Origin of the sequence: Citrobacter sp. RHB35-C21 (assembly GCF_013816515.1) — a bacterium.
In the GTDB taxonomy this organism is placed as follows: Bacteria; Pseudomonadota; Gammaproteobacteria; order Enterobacterales; family Enterobacteriaceae; genus Citrobacter; species Citrobacter braakii.
Genome location: NZ_CP057147.1, coordinates 901,070 through 925,128, shown reverse-complemented (window position 1 = coordinate 925,128; position 24,059 = coordinate 901,070). Strand labels below are relative to the sequence as shown.

Annotated in this window: 16 protein-coding genes, 1 tRNA gene, 2 pseudogenes and 1 other annotated feature; of the genes and pseudogenes, 11 read left to right on the top strand and 8 right to left on the bottom strand. The window is 49.9% G+C overall.

Annotated elements, in window-relative coordinates; all coding sequences use genetic code 11:
• The first annotated feature begins 460 nt into the window (after positions 1 to 460).
• From HVZ39_RS04560 to HVZ39_RS04550, 3 genes are all read left to right on the top strand, one after another.
• Entirely contained in the window at positions 461 to 1,168 is a 708-nt protein-coding gene (locus tag HVZ39_RS04560; RefSeq protein WP_047357842.1) for a DUF554 domain-containing protein, read from the top strand.
• A 105-nt stretch (positions 1,169 to 1,273) separates the two neighbouring features.
• A tRNA-Phe gene (locus tag HVZ39_RS04555) sits at positions 1,274 to 1,349 on the top strand.
• A gap of 302 nt (positions 1,350 to 1,651) precedes the next feature.
• Complete coding sequence (locus HVZ39_RS04550) at positions 1,652 to 3,133, top strand: site-specific integrase (protein ID WP_181633266.1); 1,482 nt, start codon at positions 1,652 to 1,654, stop codon at positions 3,131 to 3,133.
• Positions 3,134 to 3,174: 41 nt separating this feature from the next.
• Here HVZ39_RS04550 and HVZ39_RS04545 read toward each other — a convergent pair whose 3' ends face one another.
• Both HVZ39_RS04545 and HVZ39_RS04540 read right to left on the bottom strand, forming a co-directional pair.
• Positions 3,175 to 3,432, bottom strand: coding sequence for a hypothetical protein (locus HVZ39_RS04545; RefSeq protein WP_181633265.1), 258 nt, complete (start codon positions 3,430 to 3,432; stop codon positions 3,175 to 3,177).
• Between the two features lie 245 nt (positions 3,433 to 3,677).
• A complete protein-coding gene (locus HVZ39_RS04540) occupies positions 3,678 to 6,191 on the bottom strand; it encodes a phage/plasmid primase, P4 family (protein ID WP_181633264.1) in 2,514 nt (837 codons plus the stop codon).
• A gap of 447 nt (positions 6,192 to 6,638) precedes the next feature.
• On the opposite strand from HVZ39_RS04540, the gene radC reads away from it, so the two are divergent.
• From radC to HVZ39_RS04525, 3 genes are all read left to right on the top strand, one after another.
• Positions 6,639 to 7,070: a DNA repair protein RadC gene (radC, locus tag HVZ39_RS04535; protein WP_061552959.1), complete on the top strand. Its 432-nt coding sequence runs from the start codon at positions 6,639 to 6,641 to the stop codon at positions 7,068 to 7,070.
• A complete protein-coding gene (locus HVZ39_RS04530) occupies positions 7,067 to 7,417 on the top strand; it encodes a DUF2787 family protein (protein ID WP_100126900.1) in 351 nt (116 codons plus the stop codon). Before radC ends, HVZ39_RS04530 begins: the two co-directional genes overlap by 4 nt.
• A 239-nt stretch (positions 7,418 to 7,656) precedes the next feature.
• A complete protein-coding gene (locus HVZ39_RS04525) occupies positions 7,657 to 8,196 on the top strand; it encodes a recombinase family protein (protein ID WP_084999375.1) in 540 nt (179 codons plus the stop codon).
• 400 nt (positions 8,197 to 8,596) lie between these two features.
• Here HVZ39_RS04525 and HVZ39_RS04520 read toward each other — a convergent pair whose 3' ends face one another.
• From HVZ39_RS04520 to HVZ39_RS04510, 3 genes are read right to left on the bottom strand one after another with little or no spacing between them, the layout of a single operon-like run.
• Complete coding sequence (locus HVZ39_RS04520) at positions 8,597 to 11,728, bottom strand: DEAD/DEAH box helicase family protein (RefSeq protein ID WP_181633263.1); 3,132 nt, start codon at positions 11,726 to 11,728, stop codon at positions 8,597 to 8,599.
• On the bottom strand, positions 11,725 to 13,107 hold the full coding sequence (locus HVZ39_RS04515; protein ID WP_181633262.1) for a restriction endonuclease subunit S: 1,383 nt from the start codon (positions 13,105 to 13,107) through the stop codon (positions 11,725 to 11,727). Before HVZ39_RS04515 ends, HVZ39_RS04520 begins: the two co-directional genes overlap by 4 nt.
• Positions 13,104 to 15,080: a class I SAM-dependent DNA methyltransferase gene (locus HVZ39_RS04510; protein WP_181633261.1), complete on the bottom strand. Its 1,977-nt coding sequence runs from the start codon at positions 15,078 to 15,080 to the stop codon at positions 13,104 to 13,106. The genes HVZ39_RS04515 and HVZ39_RS04510 overlap by 4 nt, the downstream gene beginning before the upstream one ends.
• A 417-nt stretch (positions 15,081 to 15,497) precedes the next feature.
• On the opposite strand from HVZ39_RS04510, the gene HVZ39_RS04505 reads away from it, so the two are divergent.
• Positions 15,498 to 16,688 carry an integrase arm-type DNA-binding domain-containing protein gene (locus tag HVZ39_RS04505; protein WP_016154414.1) on the top strand — a complete coding sequence of 397 codons (1,191 nt, stop codon included), beginning with the start codon at positions 15,498 to 15,500 and terminating at the stop codon, positions 16,686 to 16,688.
• A 43-nt stretch (positions 16,689 to 16,731) separates the two neighbouring features.
• Here the strand turns inward: HVZ39_RS04505 and HVZ39_RS26545 are convergent, their stop codons facing one another.
• Positions 16,732 to 16,914, bottom strand: coding sequence for a DeoR family transcriptional regulator (locus tag HVZ39_RS26545; protein WP_223226790.1), 183 nt, complete (start codon positions 16,912 to 16,914; stop codon positions 16,732 to 16,734).
• Positions 16,915 to 17,089: 175 nt separating this feature from the next.
• Between HVZ39_RS26545 and HVZ39_RS04495 the strand changes: the two genes are divergently transcribed.
• From HVZ39_RS04495 to HVZ39_RS04480, 4 genes are all read left to right on the top strand, one after another.
• Positions 17,090 to 18,112, top strand: coding sequence for an IS110 family transposase (locus tag HVZ39_RS04495; RefSeq protein WP_032950067.1), 1,023 nt, complete (start codon positions 17,090 to 17,092; stop codon positions 18,110 to 18,112).
• Between the two features lie 517 nt (positions 18,113 to 18,629).
• Positions 18,630 to 19,904, top strand: a complete 1,275-nt coding sequence (locus HVZ39_RS04490) for an ABC-three component system protein (RefSeq protein WP_249419294.1) — start codon at positions 18,630 to 18,632, stop codon at positions 19,902 to 19,904.
• On the top strand, positions 19,901 to 20,389 hold the full coding sequence (locus tag HVZ39_RS04485) for a three component ABC system middle component (RefSeq protein ID WP_016154417.1): 489 nt from the start codon (positions 19,901 to 19,903) through the stop codon (positions 20,387 to 20,389). Before HVZ39_RS04490 ends, HVZ39_RS04485 begins: the two co-directional genes overlap by 4 nt.
• The gene (locus tag HVZ39_RS04480) at positions 20,386 to 22,347 is read left to right on the top strand and encodes a DUF3732 domain-containing protein (RefSeq protein ID WP_016154418.1); all 1,962 of its coding nucleotides are present in this window, start codon (positions 20,386 to 20,388) and stop codon (positions 22,345 to 22,347) included. The genes HVZ39_RS04485 and HVZ39_RS04480 overlap by 4 nt, the downstream gene beginning before the upstream one ends.
• A gap of 177 nt (positions 22,348 to 22,524) precedes the next feature.
• On the opposite strand, the pseudogene HVZ39_RS04475 reads toward HVZ39_RS04480, so the two are convergent.
• Positions 22,525 to 22,752, bottom strand: a pseudogene (locus tag HVZ39_RS04475) (transposase domain-containing protein); the annotation flags it as partial.
• A gap of 46 nt (positions 22,753 to 22,798) precedes the next feature.
• Positions 22,799 to 24,039: pseudogene (locus HVZ39_RS04470) on the bottom strand (IS3 family transposase).
• Positions 23,615 to 23,731, bottom strand: a sequence feature (AL1L pseudoknot). (Overlaps the previous pseudogene by 117 nt.)
• Positions 24,040 to 24,059 lie beyond the last annotated feature (20 nt).

The window sequence follows — 24,059 nt, the reverse complement described above, 5'->3', positions numbered from 1 at the left end:
TAACCCGTTTCGGGAAAATCAAAAGTCCCGGACAACGCCGCATGGCTTTGCCCACGAAATGACAGGTCAAACTGGTTACCAGCCCCGACCGCCAGACATCAGTAAAAGCAGATAGCCTCTGATTTTACTGTTATCCTGCAGTGAGCGTGCGCTGCCCTCACCGCATGGTGGGAGCGTAAAGATAAGTCGCGGGAAGGGGCAAACGTCGCGCAAAAAGGCGATGTTGAAGGCGATGTAGGGGGAGTAATATCATCCCAGGCAGCCCCATTCAGACAGGAGAAAATTCGCGCAATCATGGCACCTTTCAATTACAGGCGCAAGATAAAATCTTGCGCGAAAACCTTACAGATCAGCAAGCATTTCGTCTGAAAGTTGCGGCATAATAATGCAATCTGAAACATAATTTCACCCAGCTAATTGCCTTTAGTATCAAGACGATGATGGGTATGCAGGAGCAAATGTGGTAATCGGACCCTTTATTAATGCCAGCGCTATTTTATTTGGTGGCATTCTCGGCGCGCTGCTCAGCCAGCATATACCAGAACGTATTCGGGTCTCCATGACCTCTATTTTCGGGCTGGCCTCGTTAGGGATTGGTATCTTGCTGGTTATCAAATGCGCCAATCTACCGGTGATGGTTCTGGCAACGCTCGTCGGCGCGTTAATTGGCGAGTTTTGTCATCTGGAAAAAGGGATCAATGCTGCGGTAGCCAAAGCGCAGCAGCTTTTCACCCGCTCGGACGCCAACGTTACGCACGAATCCTTTATTCAAAGCTATGTGGCTATCATTGTGCTGTTTTGCGCCAGCGGTACCGGGATCTTCGGTGCGATACATGAAGGGATGACAGGCGACCCGAATATTTTAATCGCCAAGTCATTTTTGGATTTCTTCACGGCCATCATTTTTGCCTGTTCATTAGGAATCGCGGTATCCGCCATTTGCATGCCGATGCTGGCAATCCAGTTAACGCTTGCCACCTGTGCAGCACTGATTTTACCCCTGACGACGCCAGCTATGATGGCCGATTTCAGCGCCGTAGGCGGTCTATTGCTGCTAGCAACCGGTTTGCGTATTTGCGGCATCAAAATGTTTGCGGTTGTGAATATGCTTCCTGCCCTGCTGCTGGCAATGCCGCTTTCCGCCGCCTGGACGGCATTTTTTGCCTGAGAATGCGTGCATTAGCAGCAATGTGGTGATAGATTGTGCAGTCTGCATTGATTTGAAGAAATTTCGTTGACGAAGCGAAGCGAATCGGGTTTAATGCGCCTCGTTGCCCGGATAGCTCAGTCGGTAGAGCAGGGGATTGAAAATCCCCGTGTCCTTGGTTCGATTCCGAGTCCGGGCACCACTCATTTATAACCCTCGCTTCGGCGGGGGTTTTGCTTTTTGAGTCAACAACTTGTTGGTTTACCAGTAGTTACCTCTTTTTAATTTCCTCCGGCCCCGCTTCCCGGTGGTACAGAAAGGTGGTACAAAATGGGCATTATGATACAGCCAACAAAAAACCGTTTCGGCGTTTACCTCGTCCGTAAGGCCGTCCCCAAACACCTGCAAGGCATCCTAAATAAACGTGAGATCAAGTTCACCCTTGATACCAAAGACGTGAGGGAGGCCAGAGAACGTGCACCCGCAAAAATCATTCAGATCGACATGATGCTTAGGCTGGCAGAAAAGCAGCTTGAAGCGGAAGAGTCCTTAACTGATGCCGATATAGAGATGATCGCTGGTGTATGGGCTTCACGTACCATGCAGAATGGCGAGCTAATCCGGGATCGATACCTCGTTGAAGATGTTCTCGATGGTAAAACAGGAATGTTCCACTCGCCGGAAAACGACATCATTCACGACTGGCTGGAAGACCGCGAACGCAAGCCCCGCTACAAGTCAGAAACATGGCAGGCAGAACGTGACGAATCCATCTGCAAACTGATGGTTGTAGAGCTGGATGAAGCTCTGGAATACACGCCCCTCATTCTCACCCCGGCCTGGCGAATCCGTCTGGCATGGCGACTGGCTGAACGGCGTAGCGATATCACCAATGCTTACCTTCTGAATCTTCGCCCCCAGCACTACGCTAGAAGCAAAGGTCTGGACGTTCTCCCCGCAGAAAGACCTGAAACTCTCACCTTCGCAGACCTGTTCGAACGCTATAAAGATCACGTTATGCGTCATGAACCACTGCGTGCAGAAAGTCGGATTATCGCCTACACAACATCGGCAAATCGCTTCATTGAGTTTATTGGGCAGAAGGCCGTAGAGGACATCACCGTTACTGACCTCGCCGACTTCCGTAACCTGCTCGAAAAGCTCCCATCCCGTCCTTCTAAGGCGGTACGGTTACTGCCACTGCACAAGCAGGTGGACGCTGAAGGTGAAAAAATCAGCCCTGTCCGTGTTGAAAATATGCTTAAAGAGCTGTCGTCGGTCTTTCGCGTCGCGGTAGAGGACGGCAAGCTAACTGAGAACCCGTTAGGCAAGCTGAAGAAACGTAAGGTCGTCGCTGGCCCGGCAGTCGTCAGGTCTTTCAGTCGCGATGAAATCAGCCGTATCTTCTCTCTGCCCGTCTTCCACGGTGAAGAAACGCCGTATGGAGCTATGGCGTACTGGATACCGATAATTCTCTACTACTGCGGTGCCCGCGTTGAGGAAATCGCCCAGCTCCGTAAGGGTGACATCGTGGAGGTGGACGGTACACCCTGCTTCAGGCTGACAATGGGTGAAGGCCAGTCGATCAAGATGGGTAACACACGCCAGTTCCCGATACATAGCCACCTGATTGAGCTGGGCTTCCTTGATTTCGTGCAGTCCAGCACCAATCAGCTCTTTGCCGATAAGTCCGAAGTGAACCGGAAATATTCATACAACTACGGTCGCTGGTGGGGGAACTACATTCGGGAACACGGCCTGACGCGGCAGGGCATCAAGCCGACCCACAGCTTCCGCCACACGCTCGTTACACTATGCCGAGATCTGAACATTCGCGAGGAAATCCAGGACAGCATTCTCGGACATAACGAAAATTCATCTGACAGAGCGAAGGCCAGTCACGGTTATGGTGAAACAAGCGTACAGGCCCAGCGTAGCGTCATCGAGCAAATTCCAAGGCTGAATCTTCAGTGGAGCCGCACTTAACTTACTTTTACCAGACAATCCGGGCATCCGTGCCCGGTAAATCAGAATGGATAAACCTGTGTTTCACGCTGAGTATGGTCGGTAACGATAGCCTTGACGTCATAGCCGCTCAGGAGCCACAGGAGGTCACGCATGATGAAATCTGCCCGGTCATGGGTGAGACCGCCCCGGTAGTCCTTCACATGCTTGTAGATGGCTTCGGTGATGGCTGCCGGGAGTTCATCCAGCTCAGTATCAATCGCACAGTTATAGCCAGTGGCACGCTTCTCGTGGTCGAGAATCAATCGTAAGTAATTCATGGAAATCTCCTGTTAGTTCCGATTCGTGCCGGGGTGTCGCTGGGCGATATCACCGTCAGGGCAACGAATAAGGCGGATACTGCACCTTAGCGTGCCGTTTATTTAGCTATTTTCATAAAGTCACCATGAAAGATCTCACAGAAAGAGTTTACTAATATGCTGAATAATCGGCACTAAACTACTGTTCATTCTCCAGTATGCCCTCCCTGCCAGCATTATGGGTCAGCAGAGAGGAACAAACGGCACTACACGGTCAGCTTCACTGAATCAAACACACGTGGCATGTCGGCAGTGAGAGCAATCCCACGGAAACCGGCCTTACTGTCACGACGAAGCTTGGTGAAACCACGTTCAGCCATCTTTTTGTTAAAGACACGCTGGGTCATACGCCATTCATTGCCCTCGCAGGCAAAAGTCTGGAATGCCTGGTAGAGTGCCGTCGCCGGAGTATATGCGTCAGGCTGGAGGATACAGCCGCTCAGGAACTCACCCAGCAGGTCGCTCTCTTCGCGGTAATCGTCGTTAGCCTTGACTACTACGGCCGGGAGGGAGCGCTTGAGGCCGTGCTCCTGCCACTCTGCGACCCCCTCCAGTGCCCAGTTAAGGATGCCAGGCAGTTCAGCCAGCAGACGAGCCGGAAGCGTCGGGTCCGCCTGTTCCGCCGAGAACTGAGCCGCGAAAGGGATGAGGCACATACGACGCCACATTCCGTGTGACATATCGTGGATGATGGGCTTATGGTTGCCGATAATCACCAGCGAGAACTGAGCGGTGAACTCAATTTCATGCTTTCCATACACCTGACGGGCAACAAGCGTATCGCCCCCGGTCATCGACTTAATGAGCATGTCATCGAAGCGACCACCTTCGGGTAATTCATTGGCAACGACCAGGCGTTTACCGGGCAATTTGGCGAGAGATGCGTTCGGACCGCCGACACTGCGGTTAGCCATCAGCACATCACTGTTAATCTGCGTCGCGTAGGTGCCCATCAGGGTCTGAATGACCTGGATAAACGTCGATTTACCGTTGCTACCATGACCGTAGAAGAAAAACAGAAGCTGTTCATCGGTCCGGCCCGTTAGCATATAGCCCACGAGGCGCTTCAGAAAGGCAGCCAGTTCTGCATCCCCGCAGGTGATCTCCGCTATGAACCGCTCCCACGCCGGACAGACCGCTCTCGGGTCGTACTCCACCGGGCAGACACTGGTAATCAGGTCCTGACGGCGATTTTCACGGTAGCGCTGCGTCTTAAGTTCAATCACTCCGTTTTTGACGCGAACAAGCATCGGGTCAGCATCCAGTTCCACCGTGCGAACCTCAACCTTCGGCTTTAGTAGCTCAATCATCGCCTTCATCAGAGACAGATTGTGCAGGCGATTAGCATAGGCAACCTGGTCGGCTCCTCGTTTACGGATATTCTCGTCGTCCGAAGCGAGCATTGCCTGGCCTTCAGCAAGCACAGCATTCGCAGTCTGTTTGGCATATTCCAGAATCTGCACCCCGGCAGGAACCCAGCAGTGATCCAGCCAATGGATAAACGTATCGGTTTCCCGGATATACCGCAGGCCGGGTCCGTAGAGACGGGCCATCCGGTTGGCATTCCCGGTATCATTGAAGCTTTCGGACCCGCAGGCCCCGGCAGCCAGAGGAGCGATGACCTCAAACTTCGGCGTGAAAGTTGCCAAAAGACTCATAAAGTCGCCACCGCCACGGAGGTAACTGTCGATATCACCGCCCCGCACTGGAACGATAATGTGTTGAGCATCGAATTTCTGGCGATAGCGGTCACCGGCATCGTCATGGTCGAAGAAGGTGATCACTTCACGGCCCAGCGATTCGATAAACTCCACCTGCTCGCGGCTGACAGAGCCAATAGAAGCCAGTACCGGACCGTCATAGACTTCCATCAACGCCAGACGGTCATTCTCTCCCTCGACCAGGGCGATGGCTCCAGGGCGCTCCAGTGATTCCAGTCCGTACCAGAATGCACCGGGTAACCAGTAACGTTTAGGCTGCTGGAACTTAAAATTACCAGCGGGATCTTTGAAGGTGAAACGGGCAATTTTTCCATCAACGAAATGCGGGTAGGCATACACCCCGGCAGGTGCGAAATCTACCAGGCGACCATTCTGGAGGCGGACCATACCTGTCTCCAGAATTTCCTCATCGCTGAAACGCTCACGTAGCGCCGCTACAAGCCCGCCATCAGCATATCCGACCTTAGTCGCCATCAACGTTTTAACGTTATGACCCCGCGTTACCGTCTGATATACGAGTTCATCCATCTTACCGAGCAGATTCCGGTGGTAATACTCAGCGGTTGCCGCGTTGATTTCTGTCAGCCGCTCCAGATTACGGGTATCCGGCTCTGGTTCTGCCGGGACGACCTCCACCGATGTGTACGGTTCGAACTCCATTTTTGTGATAGCACTGGCGGCCTCGACTGGCGATGAGAGGTCGCAAAGCTTCATCACCAGGTCGATTACACTTGAATGATCGCCGCAGGAATAACAATGAGCCTGATTTGTGTCAGTGTGCAGGCGGAAACAACCCTTATGACCACAGAGCGGGCAGCTCTCATCTTCAGGTTCGACACAGTCAGTGCTGCAGGGTTTGGTGCCAAGACCAGTAACGTTAGTGTAAACGTCTGCGATGGGGAGAGCGTTAAGCTCAGTGAAATTGTACTGCATGGTTAATGCCAAGCTGTATATCGGACACAGCCAGTCCAGTTGCGTACCCGGCCACTGTGTGACCATCCAATGGGACCGCGAGAAAGAGACTACCCTGGTGAAATACCGCTTGTAAAGAGCAGCAGGGACAGGGGATATGATGGATTCGTCGATTTGGTTGTTACTTGCAGCAAATCGAGGAGTGTAAAGAATTGTAGGCTAAATCAAGCCGTGCCGATTTCTGTCGGAAGCCGCTTCGCCGCTTTCCCCATTACACCAATAAAAGTAGCAAGCAGACCCCAGCGAGTGCCGATTATCAGGCATATTAGTAAAACTTTTCTACGAGATCTCTCATGTAGACTTTATGAAAAAGACTTAAGAATCGGCACTGGAGGTCCTCCGTTTCCTCATTATCAGCGTCCCGCCAGTGAAATCGCCCACAGCAGCACCCAACAGAAATCGGCACTAATCGGCATTCAACGATCCACAGCCCCCCCGGTACAAGAAACGTGCATACAACCACAGGAGAAAACTATGCACGACATCATCAATGAAGCCCGAGAACTGTTAACTCAACGGCTGTACCGAAACGAATCGCTGGGTTCACCGCGTGAAACCGAAAGCTATCTCGCCCTACAGCTTGGCGATCGTGAGCAGGAGGTCTTCGCCGTCATCTTTCTCGATTCCCAAAATCAGGTTCTTCAGTATAAGGAAATGTTCTACGGAAGCATCGCGTCCACAAGCGTCTACCCCCGCGAGATAGCCCGCTTAGCGCTTCGCCTGAATGCCGCTGCGGTCATCTGCTCCCATAACCACCCATCAGGCCATCCCGAGCCGTCAGAGGCCGACAGGAACATCACCGGGCGTATAAGGGAAGCGATGGAACTGATTGAGGTCCGGGTACTGGATCACATCGTCGTCGGTGGCGGCCAGACCGTATCGTTCGCAGAGAGGGGCTGGCTATGAACTGCATACTGCCGTTACAGCGTGGTTTCATCGGGATACTGGAGAAGCACCGTAAGCCGGGCGAGTGCATCCTCAACTTCCGCTCACCGGATTATTCGCCAGAAGGTGGTTACCGCCCGGTTGAAATCCGCCTGGTCGGTGACGCGCTGGATTACATCACCGAGTTCGCTTACTTCGGTGTCTGGCCTGAACTGGAAAAATCGCTGGATTTCGACTTTGGTCAGGGCATCGGGTTTCAGCCCTTAACCGGATGCACCGATATTCGACGCTACCATGAGCTGTTTCAGCTCTGGCAGCGAAACTTCACAGCTTACTATCGGGCAGGCGTCTACGAGGTGAAACCATGAACTGGAAATCGTTACTCGTTGAAGCTCTGATTATGGCAATCACGACCTTTGCCACCGTGTTCTTCCGGGGAATGGCATCCCGCTATGCCTCCGACGAAGATATCTACTGTTAACCCCACACAAATAGCCCATGCCCGTGCGACAAACGTAGAACCCCCGGCAATGCTTGTCACACGGGTTTGTTTTCGGGATTTGATACGTTTCTCTTACAGGGTCTTTGAGCCTATCAGGAGGCCATCATGGCAATTATAGGATACGCCCGTGTTTCGACTACGGGACAGTCGCTAGAGCAGCAACTGACGGCACTGACAGAGTGCGAAAAGGTTTTTCAGGAAAAAATCAGCGGCAGCAAGACGGACAGACCACAACTACAGGCAATGCTTGAGTTCGCCCGCTCCGGGGACGTGCTAAAAGTGACTAAGCTGGATCGACTTGCCCGGAATACCCGGCACTTGCTGGAAATCACAGATCTGCTTCATTCAAAAGGGGTAACGTTACAGATACAGAACCTTGGCATCGACACGGCCACCCCGACTGGCAAGCTGATGCTGACCATGATAGGGGCCATCGCCACGTTCGAGCGGGAGATCATGCTTGAGCGTCAGGCCGAGGGAATTGCCCTGGCGAAGGCTAAAGGTGTCTACAAAGGCCGCAAGCCAACCGCCATGGAAAAACGAGACGAGGTGCTGCACCTTCTCTCGCAAGGCATTGCCAAAGCGACTGTCGCGAAGCGGCTAGGGATTAGCGTGTCGAGTGTTCATCGGATTGCCGCCAGCTGAAAGCCCAAAAGGAGAGTCATTCTCCTTTTTTGCCAGCCGCTTTCCCACTGTAGTGCCAATCTGCCAGTCAGGGATAAACGTTGTAACCGTACAAACGTCCCAAGTGACATGCCTGTAGAAATCTATAGCCTCCCTATATAATATTTATTTAAAAAAGCCATTCGTAATATATATGGTAAGACTACCTCTATAGATGTCTTAGGATGGCGTTTGAAAGGTTACAACGTTTGAATGACCTGGAAGCCTCACCACGTAAGGGTTTCGTTGTAACTTTTCCTGTAACCTTTGGCTAAAATTTCCGTATTCCTCCTCCGTGACGTGCTCGTTTCAGTGCATTTCAGTTTGTCAAAGCAACCTTTCGTGTTAAGGGAGGGAATCCACGGCCCCCCCCTGCCATACACTATAAATGTTCACCCAGTCCCTTGAGCAGTATGTCCAGCAACAGGCTCTGGATACGGTTAGCCGCGTCCGGTCGGGAAAGGTAATCCAGCGACATGCCGTTCTGCGTATCCATCCGCTCAATCACAGCAGCATCGACCGCTTTCGGGAAATCACCTAACATAATGGCGTCACGGGAATTGTTGCGTACCTGCTCCATTAACGGCTGGTTCTCAGCAATTTTACTCGCCATACCCTGCAACCAGTCGAGTTTGTCACCATCGGTCACTTCTGTACCGAACAAATCGTTAAGCTGTTCCAGAATATGCGAGAGGAAGTCTTTCTTTTCCTCACGGGCTTTAGCACTGCCCACTGCCGATACGCCCTCTAAGCCGTAGCCCTGAGCATCTTCTTGCAGTTTCAGATCCTGGGTTCGTTTAGCCCTGAGGCTGTAATGGCTCAGGATCACCGCTGAAAGGTCTATCTCGTCTTCTTCCAGTACTTCCTGACGAAGCATCGGTAGTAAATGGCGGGCGAAGACACAGAGGCGTTCCAGGTCCTGGTCATCAAATGACGTGATCTGAGACACAAACTCGTAGAAGCGGATGTAGCTGTTCAGGTCCTTCTTGAACAAATCGAGTTCCGCTCTGGCTTCTGCGGCTTCGGTTACGCGTCGTTCAGCATTCACCTTATCTGTCTTTGAACCACCTTCCAGCTCAATATCTTTGAGCATCCGGCGGGATTCGCGTATCGCTTCACTGGCGAGCTTGTAGCGTTTACTGAACCGGTCTACGGCGGGTTTGATATAGCCGGTTAAGGACTCTGGTCCACGCTTGGGATCGAAGTAGGCATCAGTGAATGACTCGACCTCACTCCAGGTAAAAATGCCCGTCCCTTTGAGTTTATGGAACAGGTCATATACCAGATTGGGGTCTGACACGGTTTCAAGTTTCGCCGTCTCGTAGTACTTCTGAAACTCTTCTAGGACATCCTGAGGGTCATTCACAAAATCCAGGACAAAAGTACTGTCCTTGCCTGGATAGGTGCGGTTCAGTCGGGAGAGGGTCTGGATACAGTCAACGCCAGTCAGCTTCTTATCGACATACATGGCACAGAGTTTCGGCTGGTCAAATCCCGTCTGAAACTTGTTCGCCACCAGCATGACCTGATAGTCCTGGGTATCGAATGCTTTCCGCATGTCCCGACCATTGAGATCAGGGTTCATGTTTCGCTCGTTAAAGGTCTGCCCCTCCTCTTCAATCTCACCAGAGAAGGCCACCATAGCCTGTATGGCCCCGTAACCTTGTTCTTTGACGTACTTGTCGAAAGCCAGTTTGTAACGAACGGCCTCAAGGCGGCTGCTGGTGACAACCATCGCTTTGGCCTGACCGGCCAGTAGATTCATCACATTAGAACGGAAATGCTCAACGATGATCGCGACTTTTTGCCCAATATTGTGCGGATGCAGGCGTACCCACTTAGACAAACGGGTACGGGCTTTTTTGGAATCCACCTCACTGTCAGTTTCGGTCTGCATGGCGAGCTTATAGGCCAGTGAATAATTGGTGTAGTTCTTCAGTACATCGAGAATGAAGCCTTCTTCGATGGCCTGCCGCATGGAATACACATGGAAAGGTTTTGGCTTATTTTCAGTGCCAAGCGGCATATCCAGCTTATCAGGTCGACCAAACAGCTCCAGTGTCTTAGCTTTGGGTGTTGCCGTGAAAGCAAAATAGCTGATGTTCTTACTGCCGCCACGGGCAGCCAGCGTCAGGTTCATCATGTCTTCTGCTGACATTTCCTCTTCCACCTGTTCAGCCATCAGTACCTCACGCAGCTGTCTGGCAGTGCTGCCACTTTGACTGGAGTGGGCTTCGTCAGCGACAACCGCAAAGCGTGAGCTTTTGAGCGTGGTGGATTCCTGAATGGCTTTCAGTACATGCGGAAAGGTCTGGATGGTAACGATTATAATGGGGGTGCCTTTTGACAGAGCTTCAGTCAGTTGTGATGACTTACTCCCATCCCCTTCATCACGGTTAATACGGCTTACTACACCGGATGCATGGTCGAACTGCCCGATTGTTTCCTGGAGCTGACTATCCAGTACTGTACGGTCTGTCACCACGATGACCGAATCAAACAGTTTCTCTCCGCGACTGAGTGAGGCGAGCTGGTGTGTCAGCCAGGCGATAGAATTCGACTTACCGGAACCCGCTGAGTGCTGAATAAGGTATTTCTGCCCAGGCCCTTCCAGGTGAACAGTACTGAGCAGTTTCTGCACCACGGCCCACTGATGGTAGCGGGGAAAGATCATCGTTTCTTTCTTCTGCTGCTTACCGAGTGGGTCTTCTTCAATTTTGACTTCAAGGTGCAGATAACGGGCCAGAATCCTCAGGAAGTTATCCGGTTGCAGGATCTCTTTCCACAGGTACTCCGTGCCATAGCCCACTTCCGGCTGGTCATTACCGGCTCCACCTTCCGACGTCCCTTTGTTGAAGGGAAGGAAGAAGGTCGATTCGCCAGCAAGTTTAGTCGTCATTGCCACCTCGAACTGATTCACCGCAAAGTGAACCAGAGCTCCCCGGCGGAAACTGAGCAGGGGTTCGATTTTACCCAGTGTCTTAAGCTGGCGATCGAACCGGTACTGTTTCTTGGCATTTTCCAGAGACTGCTTAAAGCAGGATTTCAGCTCCAGCGTAGCGACGGGGATACCGTTAAGGAACAGCGTCAGGTCGATTCGCCCGTCATAACCATGAGGGCTGTAAATCAACTCTGGAACCACACGCAGGCGGTTGGCCTGATAACGCGTTAGTAGCTCTGGATTAAGGTCATTGTCTGGTTTAAAACTCGCTAGTTTCAGACGATGACCGCGATCCTCGATTTGGTTACGCAGCAGCCACAGTGTACCGCCTTCGGAGCGGGTTAGCTGGCGTACTGCGGCATCCAGCAGATGGCGTTCAGGAGCTTCACCGTAGGTTTTGCAGTACTTCTGCCATCCCTCGGGCTGGCTCTGCTGGACAAAACCAATCAGGTCTTCCGGGTATATAGCTCGTTCTCTGTCGTAGTGAGCCGAATCACCGATTAACCAGCCAGCACTGGCAAGTGCGGCAATAATATGGTCCTGAAAGGCGCGTTCACGGGCTTTGTCACTCATGCGACCACCTCGCCAGGCTGGGTCCATCCCCGAAGGTCAATCTTACCGGTCACGGCGGCGGAAATCAGGGCAGTGCGGCGTTCATTCATAAAATCAATTGATTGAATAGCCTTTTTCTCAAGAGCATCTAACCTATCCATGACTTGTAGAACGTAAGAAGCAATTACTTCTTGCTCTTCAAGTGGGGGGACAGGAATCATCATTGAACGTAAATCTTTATAATAAATGGCAGCTACACTCGTAGTACCTTTTGCAAGAAGAGCGAGCCATCCTAATGCTCCAGATGAATTAAATACAGCCCCCATGAAATCAGCATTTGAGATGAATTCTTTTTTGAATCTCACCCTCAATATATTTGAGTTGTAAAGAGCACGTTCAAGCTCACCATTCCAAATGGCAACTTTACCTACAAGCTCTAGGCTATTTCTTGTGTTGAATAAAAAATCACCACTTTCTAGGTTGTGAGAGTCGTCATAGTCAACGCCTAGTTCCAAATACTCTAATTTATCAAGAACAATGCGACCTCGACCTAAATTTCCCATTTTTAAAAAAGGAAGACCAGCCTCCTCTTGCCCACCAAGATAGTTCCCACCAAGATCTGCTCGTAATGCTAACAAACCAAATGGCACACATTGCCAATGCTCCGGCACCTCACCCAGCCACTCTACGCCGGAGTCTTTCATCGGAGCATCAGGGTTCAGACCTTTCGTGACAGCGTGGGAAATCACAGCCTGCCGCTTCTCTTTGAGTAGTTCAATCAGTCGCTGATGCTGGGCAATCAGCTTGTCGATACGGGCGGTTTCATAGTCGAGGAAGGCGGCGATGGTGCGTTGTTCATACTGCGTAGGGCAGATAGCAACAAAATCTTTAAGTTGGGATTCGTTTATAGATGGGACAGGGCCTGGATTACTTAACTGACCGAAATCTAACTGGCTAAGCCAGTAATACCAATACGATGAGTTCCCCTCATACGAGAAATATACCATCGTGTTATTATCTGTAATGGACGGCAGGGTTAGAATTCGTCTCTTATTTCCAAGTAATGCGGCACCGACTTTGGGGAACATAATCCCACCGGCAGAGCAAATACGAGCACCTAATTTGCTGGCAACTTCTTTGCTTACGTAGTTTTCAGCCTTTGATAAATATTTTTCATTTCCATCATTATTTGTATCACTAACTTTATAGAATGGATAAAGCCCATCCTGGCTGCCTTGGTATTCATGGGGGAATCCACAGCCAGAGATAAAGTAACCAAAAGACCCCAAACGACCAGTCTGCCAATGTTGAGGTACTTCACCTAACCACTCCACCCCCGAATCCTTATACTCAGGATAGGGTTGGTATTTTCCCAGTACTTCCACTTGTTCAGTACTCACGAATGCACCTCCGCCAGCAACTGCATAATCTCACGGGCAACCACATCGAGGTCAGCATCAATCTCAGCTAAATCACGTGGGGGCTGGTACTGGTAGAAGTGACGGTTAAACGGGATTTCATAACCGACAATCCCCACCTGACCATCCAGCGGGTCCGTCTTACCGGTATCAATCCACGCGTCCGGTACATGGGGCAGTACTTCACGTTTGAAGTACTCGTGAATATCTTCCCCTAACGGCACGTTCTCGTTATCCCGCAGCTCCGGGTTCGGTTCCGCTTCACCCTTAGTCCTGCACACCTCGGCTGCATCATCCTGTTCAGCCAGATGATTCACCAGTAACTTGAATACCGGAGCAGGTAGCTTCACATCACCTAACGCTTTGGTGAGTTGCTTCTTGAACTTATCACGTGAGAGCAATTTGTCATCAGTGAAGCTCGCCAGTGCTGCCAGAATAGCCACCTGTAAAGAGCCATCAAGTTTCGTCCAGGCCTTATCGGCTTGCAGGTTCGCCAGTCGTTCCGTGTCATGTGGATAGAACGCCAGTTTCAGCGGTCGTTCTACTGTAATACGCCGATAACCAAAAGCAGTACTCGGGAATATTTTGGCGATGGAGCTTTCTTCGTAGCGGCTGTACAGACTGACAATCTCTTTCAGTACTTCATCGCTCAGAAACTTACGCTTACTGCCTAAAGACTTACGCATCGGTGAATGCATATCACTGGCGTTAATCAGCAGGACTTTGCCTTTACGTTCTGCGGGTTTGTGGTTCGACAGTACCCAGACATAGGTCGCAATGCCCGTGTTGTAGAACATATCGGTTGGTAGTGCGACCAGGGCATCCAGCAAATCGTTTTCCAGAATATAGCGACGAATTTCACTCTCGCCACTCCCTGCACCACCGGTAAACAGCGGGGAGCCATTCAGGATGATACCGATACGGGAACCAGTACTGTCAGTACCGGGCTGCTGCATTTTCGAGATGAGGTGCATCAGGAACAGCAGAGAGCCATCAGATACACGTGGCAGACCTGGACCGAAGCGCCCATTAAAGCCCTGTTTATCAGCTTCATCACGCACCTGCTTCTCTACTTTCTTCCAGTCCACGCCGAATGGTGGGTTCGACAGGCAGTAGTCGAAACGATTAAAGCGAAGCTGGTCATCGGAGAGCGTGTTACCGAGCTTGATGTTGCTGATGTCCTGCCCCTTTATCAGCATATCGGCTTTACAGATAGCATAGGACTCCGGGTTCAGCTCCTGACCGAAGGTGGCAAGACGAGCTGCCGGGTTCAGTTCATGCAGGTATTCCATCCCACAGGACAGGAAGCCGCCAGTACCCGCCGTTGGGTCATAGATGGAGCGAACAACACCGGGTTTTGCCAGGACATCATCATCACCAGAGAACACCAGAGAGGTCGTCAGACGCACAATATCACGTGGGGTAAAGTGCTCCCCGGCGGTCTCATTCGAACTTTCCGCAAAGCGACGGATCAGCTCTTCAAACACCAGGCCCATGTGGTAGTTGTCGACCGCCTCAGGTGACAGGTCTACCGTCGCAAAGGAACGGGAAACTTTATACAGCAGGTCCGCATCTTCAAGCAGGGTAATGCTGGCCTCGAAGCTGAAATGCTCGAAGACCTCACGGGCGTCTTTTGAGAAAGCCCGCACGTAGGCGTCCAGGTTATCACCCACATGATTTTCGCCCAGTTTGCTCAGTTCCAGCGGCGAGGTGTTATAGAACGCCTGACCTGACGCATTGAGCAGTAATTTATCTCTCGCGAGATCTGGCAGCGCCTTTGTGTTTTCTACTGTTGCCAGTATCTGTGCCTTAGTAGGAGCGAGTACACACTCAAGACGACGCAGTACAGTAAATGGCAGGATGATGCGACCATACTGGGATTGCTTGAAATCACCACGCAGCAGGTCGGCAACGGACCAGATAAGGCTGGCTAAAGAAGAAATATTAGTGGTCATTAGGCTGATACCGAAAGTGTAAAATTACTGGCAAGAATACCCCGTCGCCCCTCTGGTAAACAAGGAGCCTGATCATGTGTGGGCCATACCGCGTTAAAAGTATCAAGAAGGAGCAGAAGGCATTGAGGGTGGTACAAAACAGTGGTACATTCGGAATCGAAGCGTAAAGGTAACTCACTGTTATTCGGTGATTTCGTTGCTATAGAAACGAATCCTTGGTTCGATTCCGAGTCCGGGCACCACTTTCACTTCAATGTACGTCTCCCAAACATCACAAAACTCAAGTATAATCACTGCTATACGCCACTTTCCAACATTACGAACTCCACTGACCTCAACTCGATTCTCTCTAAATCAAGTTGCATCCGGGGGCTTTTCAGGGGGCTCTTTGTGTTCAATGAAAATTGAGGCCCCCATATGGCACTGACAGCCCGGCAGGTCGAGACCGCCAAGCCTAAAGAGAAGGACTATAAACTCTCTGACGAACGTGGCCTTTTTCTCCTGGTAACCACCACCGGAAAACGCTACTGGCGTATGAAATACCGTATCGCCGGTAAAGAGAAAAAGTTATCTATCGGTGTTTATCCTGAAATCTCTCTGGCTGACGCGCGTGTAAAACGCGATGAAGCCAGAAAAGTGATTGCTGATGGCGGCGATCCGAGTGAGAAAAAGCAGCTCGAAAAACTCGCCAAAAAAATATCCGTCGTAAATACCTTCAGGGCACTCGCCATGGAGTGGCATAAGCATAAGTGTATCTCATGGTCGGAAAGCTACGCAGAAAGCGTTCAGGAGGCGCTGGAGAAGGATATTTTCCCGTATGTGGGCAAACGCCCTGTCGCTGAGATCCTGCCTCTGGAGATGCTGGAAGTTTTACGGCTGATTGAAAAACGCGGTTCGCTGGAAAAATTACGTAAGGTCCGGCAGTACTGCAATCAGATCTTCCGTTACGCCATAGCAACAGGGCGTGCGACGATTAATCCAGCTGCGGAACTGACCGGTACTCTGACCGCACCAAAGACCGAGCACTTCCCTCACCTACAGGCATCCGAGTTACCCGCGTTCCTTGCCAGTCTGGCTAATTACCATGGCAGTTGCATTACGCGTATGGCAACCAGTCTGCTGCTACTGACGGGGGTTCGTACGATTGAACTTCGCGCTGCAGAATGGCAAGAGTTTGATCTGGAGAATGCATTGTGGACAATCCCCGAAAGCCGGATGAAAAAGCGCCGCAAACATCTGGTGCCTTTGTCAGACCAGGTTCTGTCGATCCTGCTGGAACTCCGCACTTATACCGGTCAGTATCAACTCGTGTTTCCAGGGCGCTGCAACATCAACAAACCGATGAGTGAAGCCAGTATCAACATGGTTATCAAACGTATCGGCTACGATGGTAAAGCTACCGGACACGGCTTTCGCCACACTATGAGCACCATTTTGCATGAGCAGGGGTTTAATACAGTCTGGATCGAGATGCAGCTCGCTCACGTGGATAAAAACAGCATTCGCGGCACATATAACCATGCACAGTATCTGGATGGAAGACGAGAAATGATGCAGTGGTACGCTGATTATATTGACAATCTTCTCAGTTCATCGACAAAAAGTTAGTGGTTGTTCACCCGCACCTGAAGGTGCGGGGAACGTAATTCTTTTATTTTTTGTTTGTTCTATAACCTTCTGGCATATTTACCGCGCTGTATGGACTTAAACGTGAAGCGATCCAGTACTGCTTTCCCTGTCGGAGCAAGTTCAGGTAAGCAAGACGTTCGGTCAGATCACGCCGTATTGTTTTTTCGCAAATGCTAAATTCGTCAGCAAGGCTCCTGACGGTCAGTGACTCGCCATTGTTGAGGCGGGTTGACCTGATCCCCGTTGATTAATACACCGCGATGTTTGTAATGTCTTCATCAGCAACGTAAGCGATGAGATGGTCTACCCCCTCCTTCACGGCGACTCTCAATACCGTCATGATGGTGGTAATTCAATCAGCGTTGAAAGGGTGAGAAACCATGTCAAGGCTGAACATTATTGGAATTGATCTTGCGAAAACAAATTTTTATCTTTTCAGCCTTTCACCGGAAGGGAAGCCTGGTGGAAGGATTAAGCTCTCTCGTGAAAAGTTGATTGGCTGGTTTACGACACAGTCCAGGATGATTGTCGCCATGGAGGCATGTGGTGCTTCTCATCACTGGGCCAGAGAAATTCAAAAGACGGGGCATGATGTTGTGATGCTACCCGCTCAGCACGTCAGGGCTTATCAGCGTCGCCAGAAAAACGACTATAACGATGCTCAGGCCATTGCCGAAGCCTGCTGGCACGGAACAATTCGCCCAGTTCCGGTAAAAACGCTATCTCAGCAGGATGAACAAACCTTTTTAAAAATGCGACGACTTGTTTCTGAAGAAAGAACGCAGTTAATCAACCATATCAGAGGGTTAATGGCAGAGTATGGTATTGTTTTGCGTAAAGGCGCAACTGAGCTTCGACGTAAATTACCCGAGTTGCTTGAAGATGCAGAGAATGGATTTACGCCCCAGATGCGTGAACTGTTACAACGGCAATATCAGCGGCTGGCGGCTCTGGATGATGAACTCATATGGTATGACAACCGACAGCGAAAAAATGCCGCCGGGGATTCAGTATGCCAGCGCCTACTTTCTATTCCGGGTTTTGGTCCACTGGTTAGTCTGGCAGTGAAAAGCTGGATGGGTGATGGAAAACAGTTTAAAAGAGGTCGGGATGCTTCAGCGGCTCTTGGGTTGGTTCCACGACAATTCAGCACAGGGGGGCAACAGGTTCTTCTGGGGATCACCAAATGTGGAAACAGCTACGTCAGATCAATGCTGATACATGGTGCCCGAGCTGTTTTGTTCAGATCCGCAGGCAAAACGGATCAACTTAGCTCATGGGTTAACCTGGTCCGGGAGAAACGAGGATTTAACAGGGCAGTCGTCGCCCTGGCAAATAAGTTAATTCGTATTGCCTGGGTTATTATCACTCGTAATGAAGTTTACCGGGTTTCGGTAGCATGAAATAAGAAGTTGAAACAGGGTAATTTATACCGTTAACTCCAGCATTGCGTAGAAAGCAGAAACGATGAAAAACAGGTCAAACCTGCATATCGAAAACCTGGGATCGGGGCTTGGCCAGAATTAATCAAGGCCGTGTAAGCGTTAAGGACGATATGCGCGAATGTTTCATCAAGGCCAGAAGCAGTAGCTTCATCAACAGGCCGAATATACGAAAGCAAACCTGTTACTTTCATTGTCACTGCGTTCTTGCAATACGGGGGAAGACCATATAGGTCCCCCTATTAAGAAGCGTTTTTACAACAAAAACCTTCACATGACCGAACGCCGTTTTCCATTCAGGTTACAAAGTGCCTCATCAGCACGATAAACCTCGGCACGGAAGGCTATTCACTTCACATTTAGCATTCTCAAGTACTTACTTTTTCTATTCACGCAGGAAACACAGTGGTATTGTTTTAAGCTAATATCGATGATGTGATACGTACCACCAAACATTGGATGGTAACTTGTTGCTTTCATGAGCCATTTTTCCGTACAGCTGAAAGCGCAATCGACGCAGGGACTTAAAATGACCGGAGTATCTAGCGATCAATACGCTGCTGGTGAACAGGGCTTAGGGTATATCTATCAGCCTCGTTTTGCGCTACTTAAGCTTCTTCAGTGGCCAGAAGATACATCTGTTTTGATCGAAAAAGATGATGACCTAGACTTCGTTAGTTTTGATGGTGTCAAAACACTGGCATCGCTCAAACACAAAGGGGATGGGGATACTCTAACCGACCTGTCTACCGATTTTTGGAAGTCAGTCCGCATCTGGCTTGACCGCTATAATCGTGATGGTAAAACCGAAGCAAATCTTCGTTTCTTTTTGTTTACGACCGGATCTATCTCAAACTCCTCGTTCCTGCAACACTTCTTAGTCGAACCGCCAACAAAAGACGATAATTCAGTATCAATAACTCAACTCACCAACACAGCTCTGGCTAGAAGCAAGTCAAAACTGATCACGGCAATAGCCGATGAGTTCAATAAACTGACTGATGAGCAAAAAGATGACTTCTTATCACGGATAATCATATTTGATGGCGGGCCTCGCATTGAAGACCTCCCAACAATTATCAAAAATCAACACATGCGTATCATTAGACGCGATAACCGAGACGCTATTTTTGAACGACTTGAAGGGTGGTGGAATAACACGATAGTCGATCTGCTAACAGGGAAACGTAAAGAGGCGATTTTTGGTTATGAGATTTCCGACAAACTTGCAGCATTTTCTGAAGAGTACAAATCGGACAATCTGCCGATTACGTTCAGAGGAAAAATTCCCGTTGGAGAAATCGATGCGATGAATGATCCCAGGCTCTTTGTTGTGCAACTCCGTGAAATAGGGGTTTCCTCTAATCGTATCCGAAACGCTATTCTCGACTACTACCGAGCATTTGAGCAGCGTTCTTCATGGGCGCGTGAAAACCTTTTGGTAACAGGAGAGATGGAAGATTATGAAGACCGCCTTGTTGATGAATGGAGTCGCTATAAAGACGTAGTTTTTGAAGAATTAGATGAAAATTCAGCTGACGAAGTACTTATTACTGCGGGAAAAGCATTGTATCAATGGGCCGATCTTGAAAGTGGTAATATTCACTCATTGCGAATCCGAGAACGAGTGACTGAGCCTTATGTAGTTCGAGGAGGATTTCACATCCTTGCGAACAGTAGACCACTACCCAAAATTTTCTGGCATCCCCACTTCCTAAATAGAATTGGGCAATTGTTGGGAGCCCAAGCATGAAGCAATGGGATCAGCGTCCATTCGAGATAAGGAATCTTTTCAATCCTGCATTTTGTGGTGTTGTACTATTCAGAGCAATGCAGAGCTACGAAGAGGAAAACTCACAGGGCATGCCATTTTCTCTCGCTCTTTTAGTTTTACCATTATGTCTGCAAAAAGATTCTCGCCAAGTGTTTGCTGAAAATCCTCGCCGCTACCTTTTGAAAACTATAGAAAACAATCCCAAATTACTCATTAATTTTGCTAACCGCGTCAATAATATGCTGCCATTTACGCTTGAAGCTTTTGGAGTGCTCATGGAACGAGGATGTTTTGTCGTAACGCAAGACGGCCGATTGAAAACAATACCTAATAAAGTTCGCAAATCGGTCATAGGGACTGAAGAATCAATCTCATGCCAGCGTGTCGCGCGCTATATAGGAAAAGAATTTGCCCGTATTGCAGATCGCGTTACGGTGTACACGACCTTTGGAATACGCCCATGAAAATTAAGTCGATTCATGTCTACAGCCATGATGGCCAACGTCGGGACCTGCAATTTAAGGTTAATGGTTTAAATGTCATTACTGGCCGTTCCTCAACCGGTAAATCAGCTCTTTCTGAGATCATTGAATACTGTATGGGTCGATCTACTTTTAACGTACCAGAAGGTATTATTCGCGATAAAGTGTCATGGTTCGCAGTCATTTATCAATTTTCACAGGAACAAGTACTAATCGCGAAACCAACACCAAATGCAGGAGCCACAAGCTGTGGCACCGTTATGCTGCGACGAGGAAATGAACTGACCGCACCAAATTTCAAAGACCTCTCGGTTAACACCGATGATGATTCTGTAGTCGCACTGTTGTCACGATTACTTGGCATCCGCGAGAACCGTACAGACGTGGCAATTGGGCACAGCAGAGAAAGCTTTGAAGCAAACATCAAGCATACTTTTTATTACCTTTTCCAAAAGCAGGGCCTTGTAGCAAATAAAGATCAACTTTTTTATCGACAAAATGAGGCATTTCAGCCACAAGCTATTCGCGACACATTACCGATTCTTTTAGGTATTTCATCAAATGATCGCTATGAACTTGAGGCCAAACTCCGAACAGCACAACGAGATCTGAAAATCAACGCCAAACGTCTTGAACAAGCTCGCGATACAATCGATACATCACTGCTAAAAGGTTCTGGGCTTTTATCTGAAGCCAGAGCCGTGGGTATCATCACACAAGACAAAGAGAGAATCGGAACTGACGAAGTAATTGATGTTTTGCGTTCTGCAATGCAATGGATTCCGTCCCCCCTACCTGAAGACGATGGACATAGAATATCCATTCTTGAAAATGAAATTGCTGGTTTACGACAAGACAGACGTCAGACCCAGTCCCGAATTGATTCTGCTCGGATGTATGCCAAGCAATCAGGTAATTTTGAAAACGAAGTTTTAGAGCAGCAAGACCGATTATCTTCTATCAAGGCTCTACCGAAAAATCCGGAAACTGGTGAATGGCAATGGCCATTCTGTGAAGCAAATTTAGCACTGGAATCTCCAATTGCTAAAGCACTCCTGAGCGAACTAACAACTCTCGACGCTGAAATGAGCATTGTGGCTGGCCAACGCCCTAAAATGGATGTTTATCTTACTGAACTAGAAGATGAGGTTCAGACCATTGTAAGTTCGATAAGAGCCAAAGAAGTGGAGCTTGCTGCGGCAATCGCGGCAAACGAAGTTATTGAGCAATTAGGCACACGCAATAATGCTGCGGCAAGAGTAATTGGTCGTATAAGTTTGTTCCTTGAAGACCTTGTACCTAACTCAGAACTGGCCACATATGAAGCAGAAAATCGTCGTCTAAAGCTCAAAGTCGAAGACCTACAAAGGAAATTTGGAGCTGATAGCAGCCATGAAAGACTCATATCTATTCTGAATAACATTTCGTCACAGATTACACGCTACATCCAGGCTTTTGATGCAGAATTTCAGGGGCTCCCTGCACGGTTTGATCTAAGCCAAATGACTATTATCTTTGATCGTACAGATCGTCCGGTACCAATGAGTCGAACTGGCGGTGGCGAAAATCATCTCGCTTATCACCTGTCTGCCTTGTTAGCCCTTCATCTCTTTGCTTCAAAGAACAATTGCCCCATTCCTCAGTTTCTTTTAATTGATCAGCCTACCCAAGTTTATTTCCCTTCTGAAAAAATTTACCAGGAAGCTGATGGTACTGTTCAGAAAACGGAAGCTGATGCTGACTTAGCAGCAGTACGTAGACTGTTTGCGTTACTGCTGAAGTTTACACAAGAAGAAGTCCCAGGCTTCCAGCTTATCGTGACAGAGCACGCAAATCTTCGCGACCAGTGGTTCCAGGATGCTTTAACCGAGCTTCCCTGGACCAAGCCCCCTGCCCTGGTACCAGAAGACTGGCCTTTACCGTCAGAATTACCAAATTAAGCACGAGTTTTGAAAATCCCCGCATCTTTGGTTCGATTGCGAGTCTTGCACCAAATTCATATCAACGGACCTCCATGGTGGTCCGTTTTTGCATTCTAAGCCCGCCGAAATCAACACTTCTACAATACCTTAACTCCGCCTGACCGTAAGCGCACCGTGAAGGACGTGGGGTAAAAATTAGTTTACAGAGAGGGTGACGTTCCAGGGCAGCAGTTCTTTCACGCGGTTGGCGGGCCAGGTGTTGATGACGCTGATCACATGGCGCAGCCAGGCTTCCGGCTCGATGCCGTTAAGTTTGCAGCTACCGATCAGGCTGTACATCACTGCCGCACTGTCACCACCACCATCAGAGCCGAAGAACATGTAGTTACGGCGCCCCAGCGCAACCACCCGGAGGGCGTTTTCATACTGAACCGCCCCGGTTTTCCTGGAGAGAGTTAAGTTCGGAAGTTCAGGCTGCCAGAACCTTGTTCCCGATGGAAGCGTAATACGCTTTTTCTGCCTCTATCGGAGGGATGTGACCAAGTCGTTCCAGCAACCGACGATTGTTGTACCAGTCCACCCATGCCAGCGTAGCCAGTTCCACTTCTGAGCGCTTCTTCCAGGCCTGACGGTGGATGACCTCCGCTTTGTACAGACCGTTGATACTCTCCGCCATCGCGTTATCATACAAGTCACCGGTACTCCCCGTGGAAGCCAGCAGCTCTGCATCCTGCAACCGCTGCGTGTAGGCCAGCGAGACATACTGAGAGCCTTTGTCGCTGTGATGGATGGTGCCCGAAGGTCACCGTGACCACAGTGCCTGTTCCAGCGCATCCAGGACGAACGACGTTTCCATCGATGATGAGACCCGCCAGCCCACGATGACGCCAGCGAACACGTCGATAATGAACGCCACATAGGCGAAGCCCTGCCAGGTGATGACGTAGGTAAAATCTGCACACCAAAGCTGGTTGGGACATTCCGCTACGAACTGGCGGTTTACCCTGTCCTGTGCTGCGGTATCTCTGCGACTGGTTGTGGTGCGGACTTTTTTGCCCTGGAGCACGCCTGCGAGCCCCATCAGTTTCATCAACCGTTCCACTGTACATCTGGCCACGCCGATGCCCTCCCGCTGTAACTGACGCCAGACCTTGCGGGCTCCATAGACGCCATAGTTATCGTCGTACACCCGCTGTATCTGCACCTTCAGAAGCGCATCACGCTGCGAGCGCTGGCTGTGTTTTTCCGGCGATTGCTGACGTTGCTGATGCCAGTAATATGTCGACGGGGCAATATCCAGCTCGCGGCATACCGGCCCGACCCCGTGGGCACCACTCAGACGTTCGAGCAGTGGCATTATTTTTTCCAGTGGCGGTCGAGCTCCGCCTGAGCAAAATAGGCTGATGCCTGACGCAGAATATCATTGCTGCGACGCAACTCCCGGTTTTCCCTCTCCAGCTCTTTTAAACGTTGACGTTCGTTACTGGTCAGCTCGCCATCACCAGTCCTGACGGGGCTGATACCACCGCGTAAGTCATTTCTGTGCTGGCGTAGCCAGCCTTTCAGGGTATCGTAATGACAACCAATTTTTGACGATATGGCACGGATAGCATCCGGTTCAGAGTCATATTCATCAAGATGCTCAATGAGCATTCTGACAGCGCGCTCACGTAATTCCGGCGGGTAACGATTAGCTGATTTTGATTTCATCAGGGATCTCCTTTTACTGA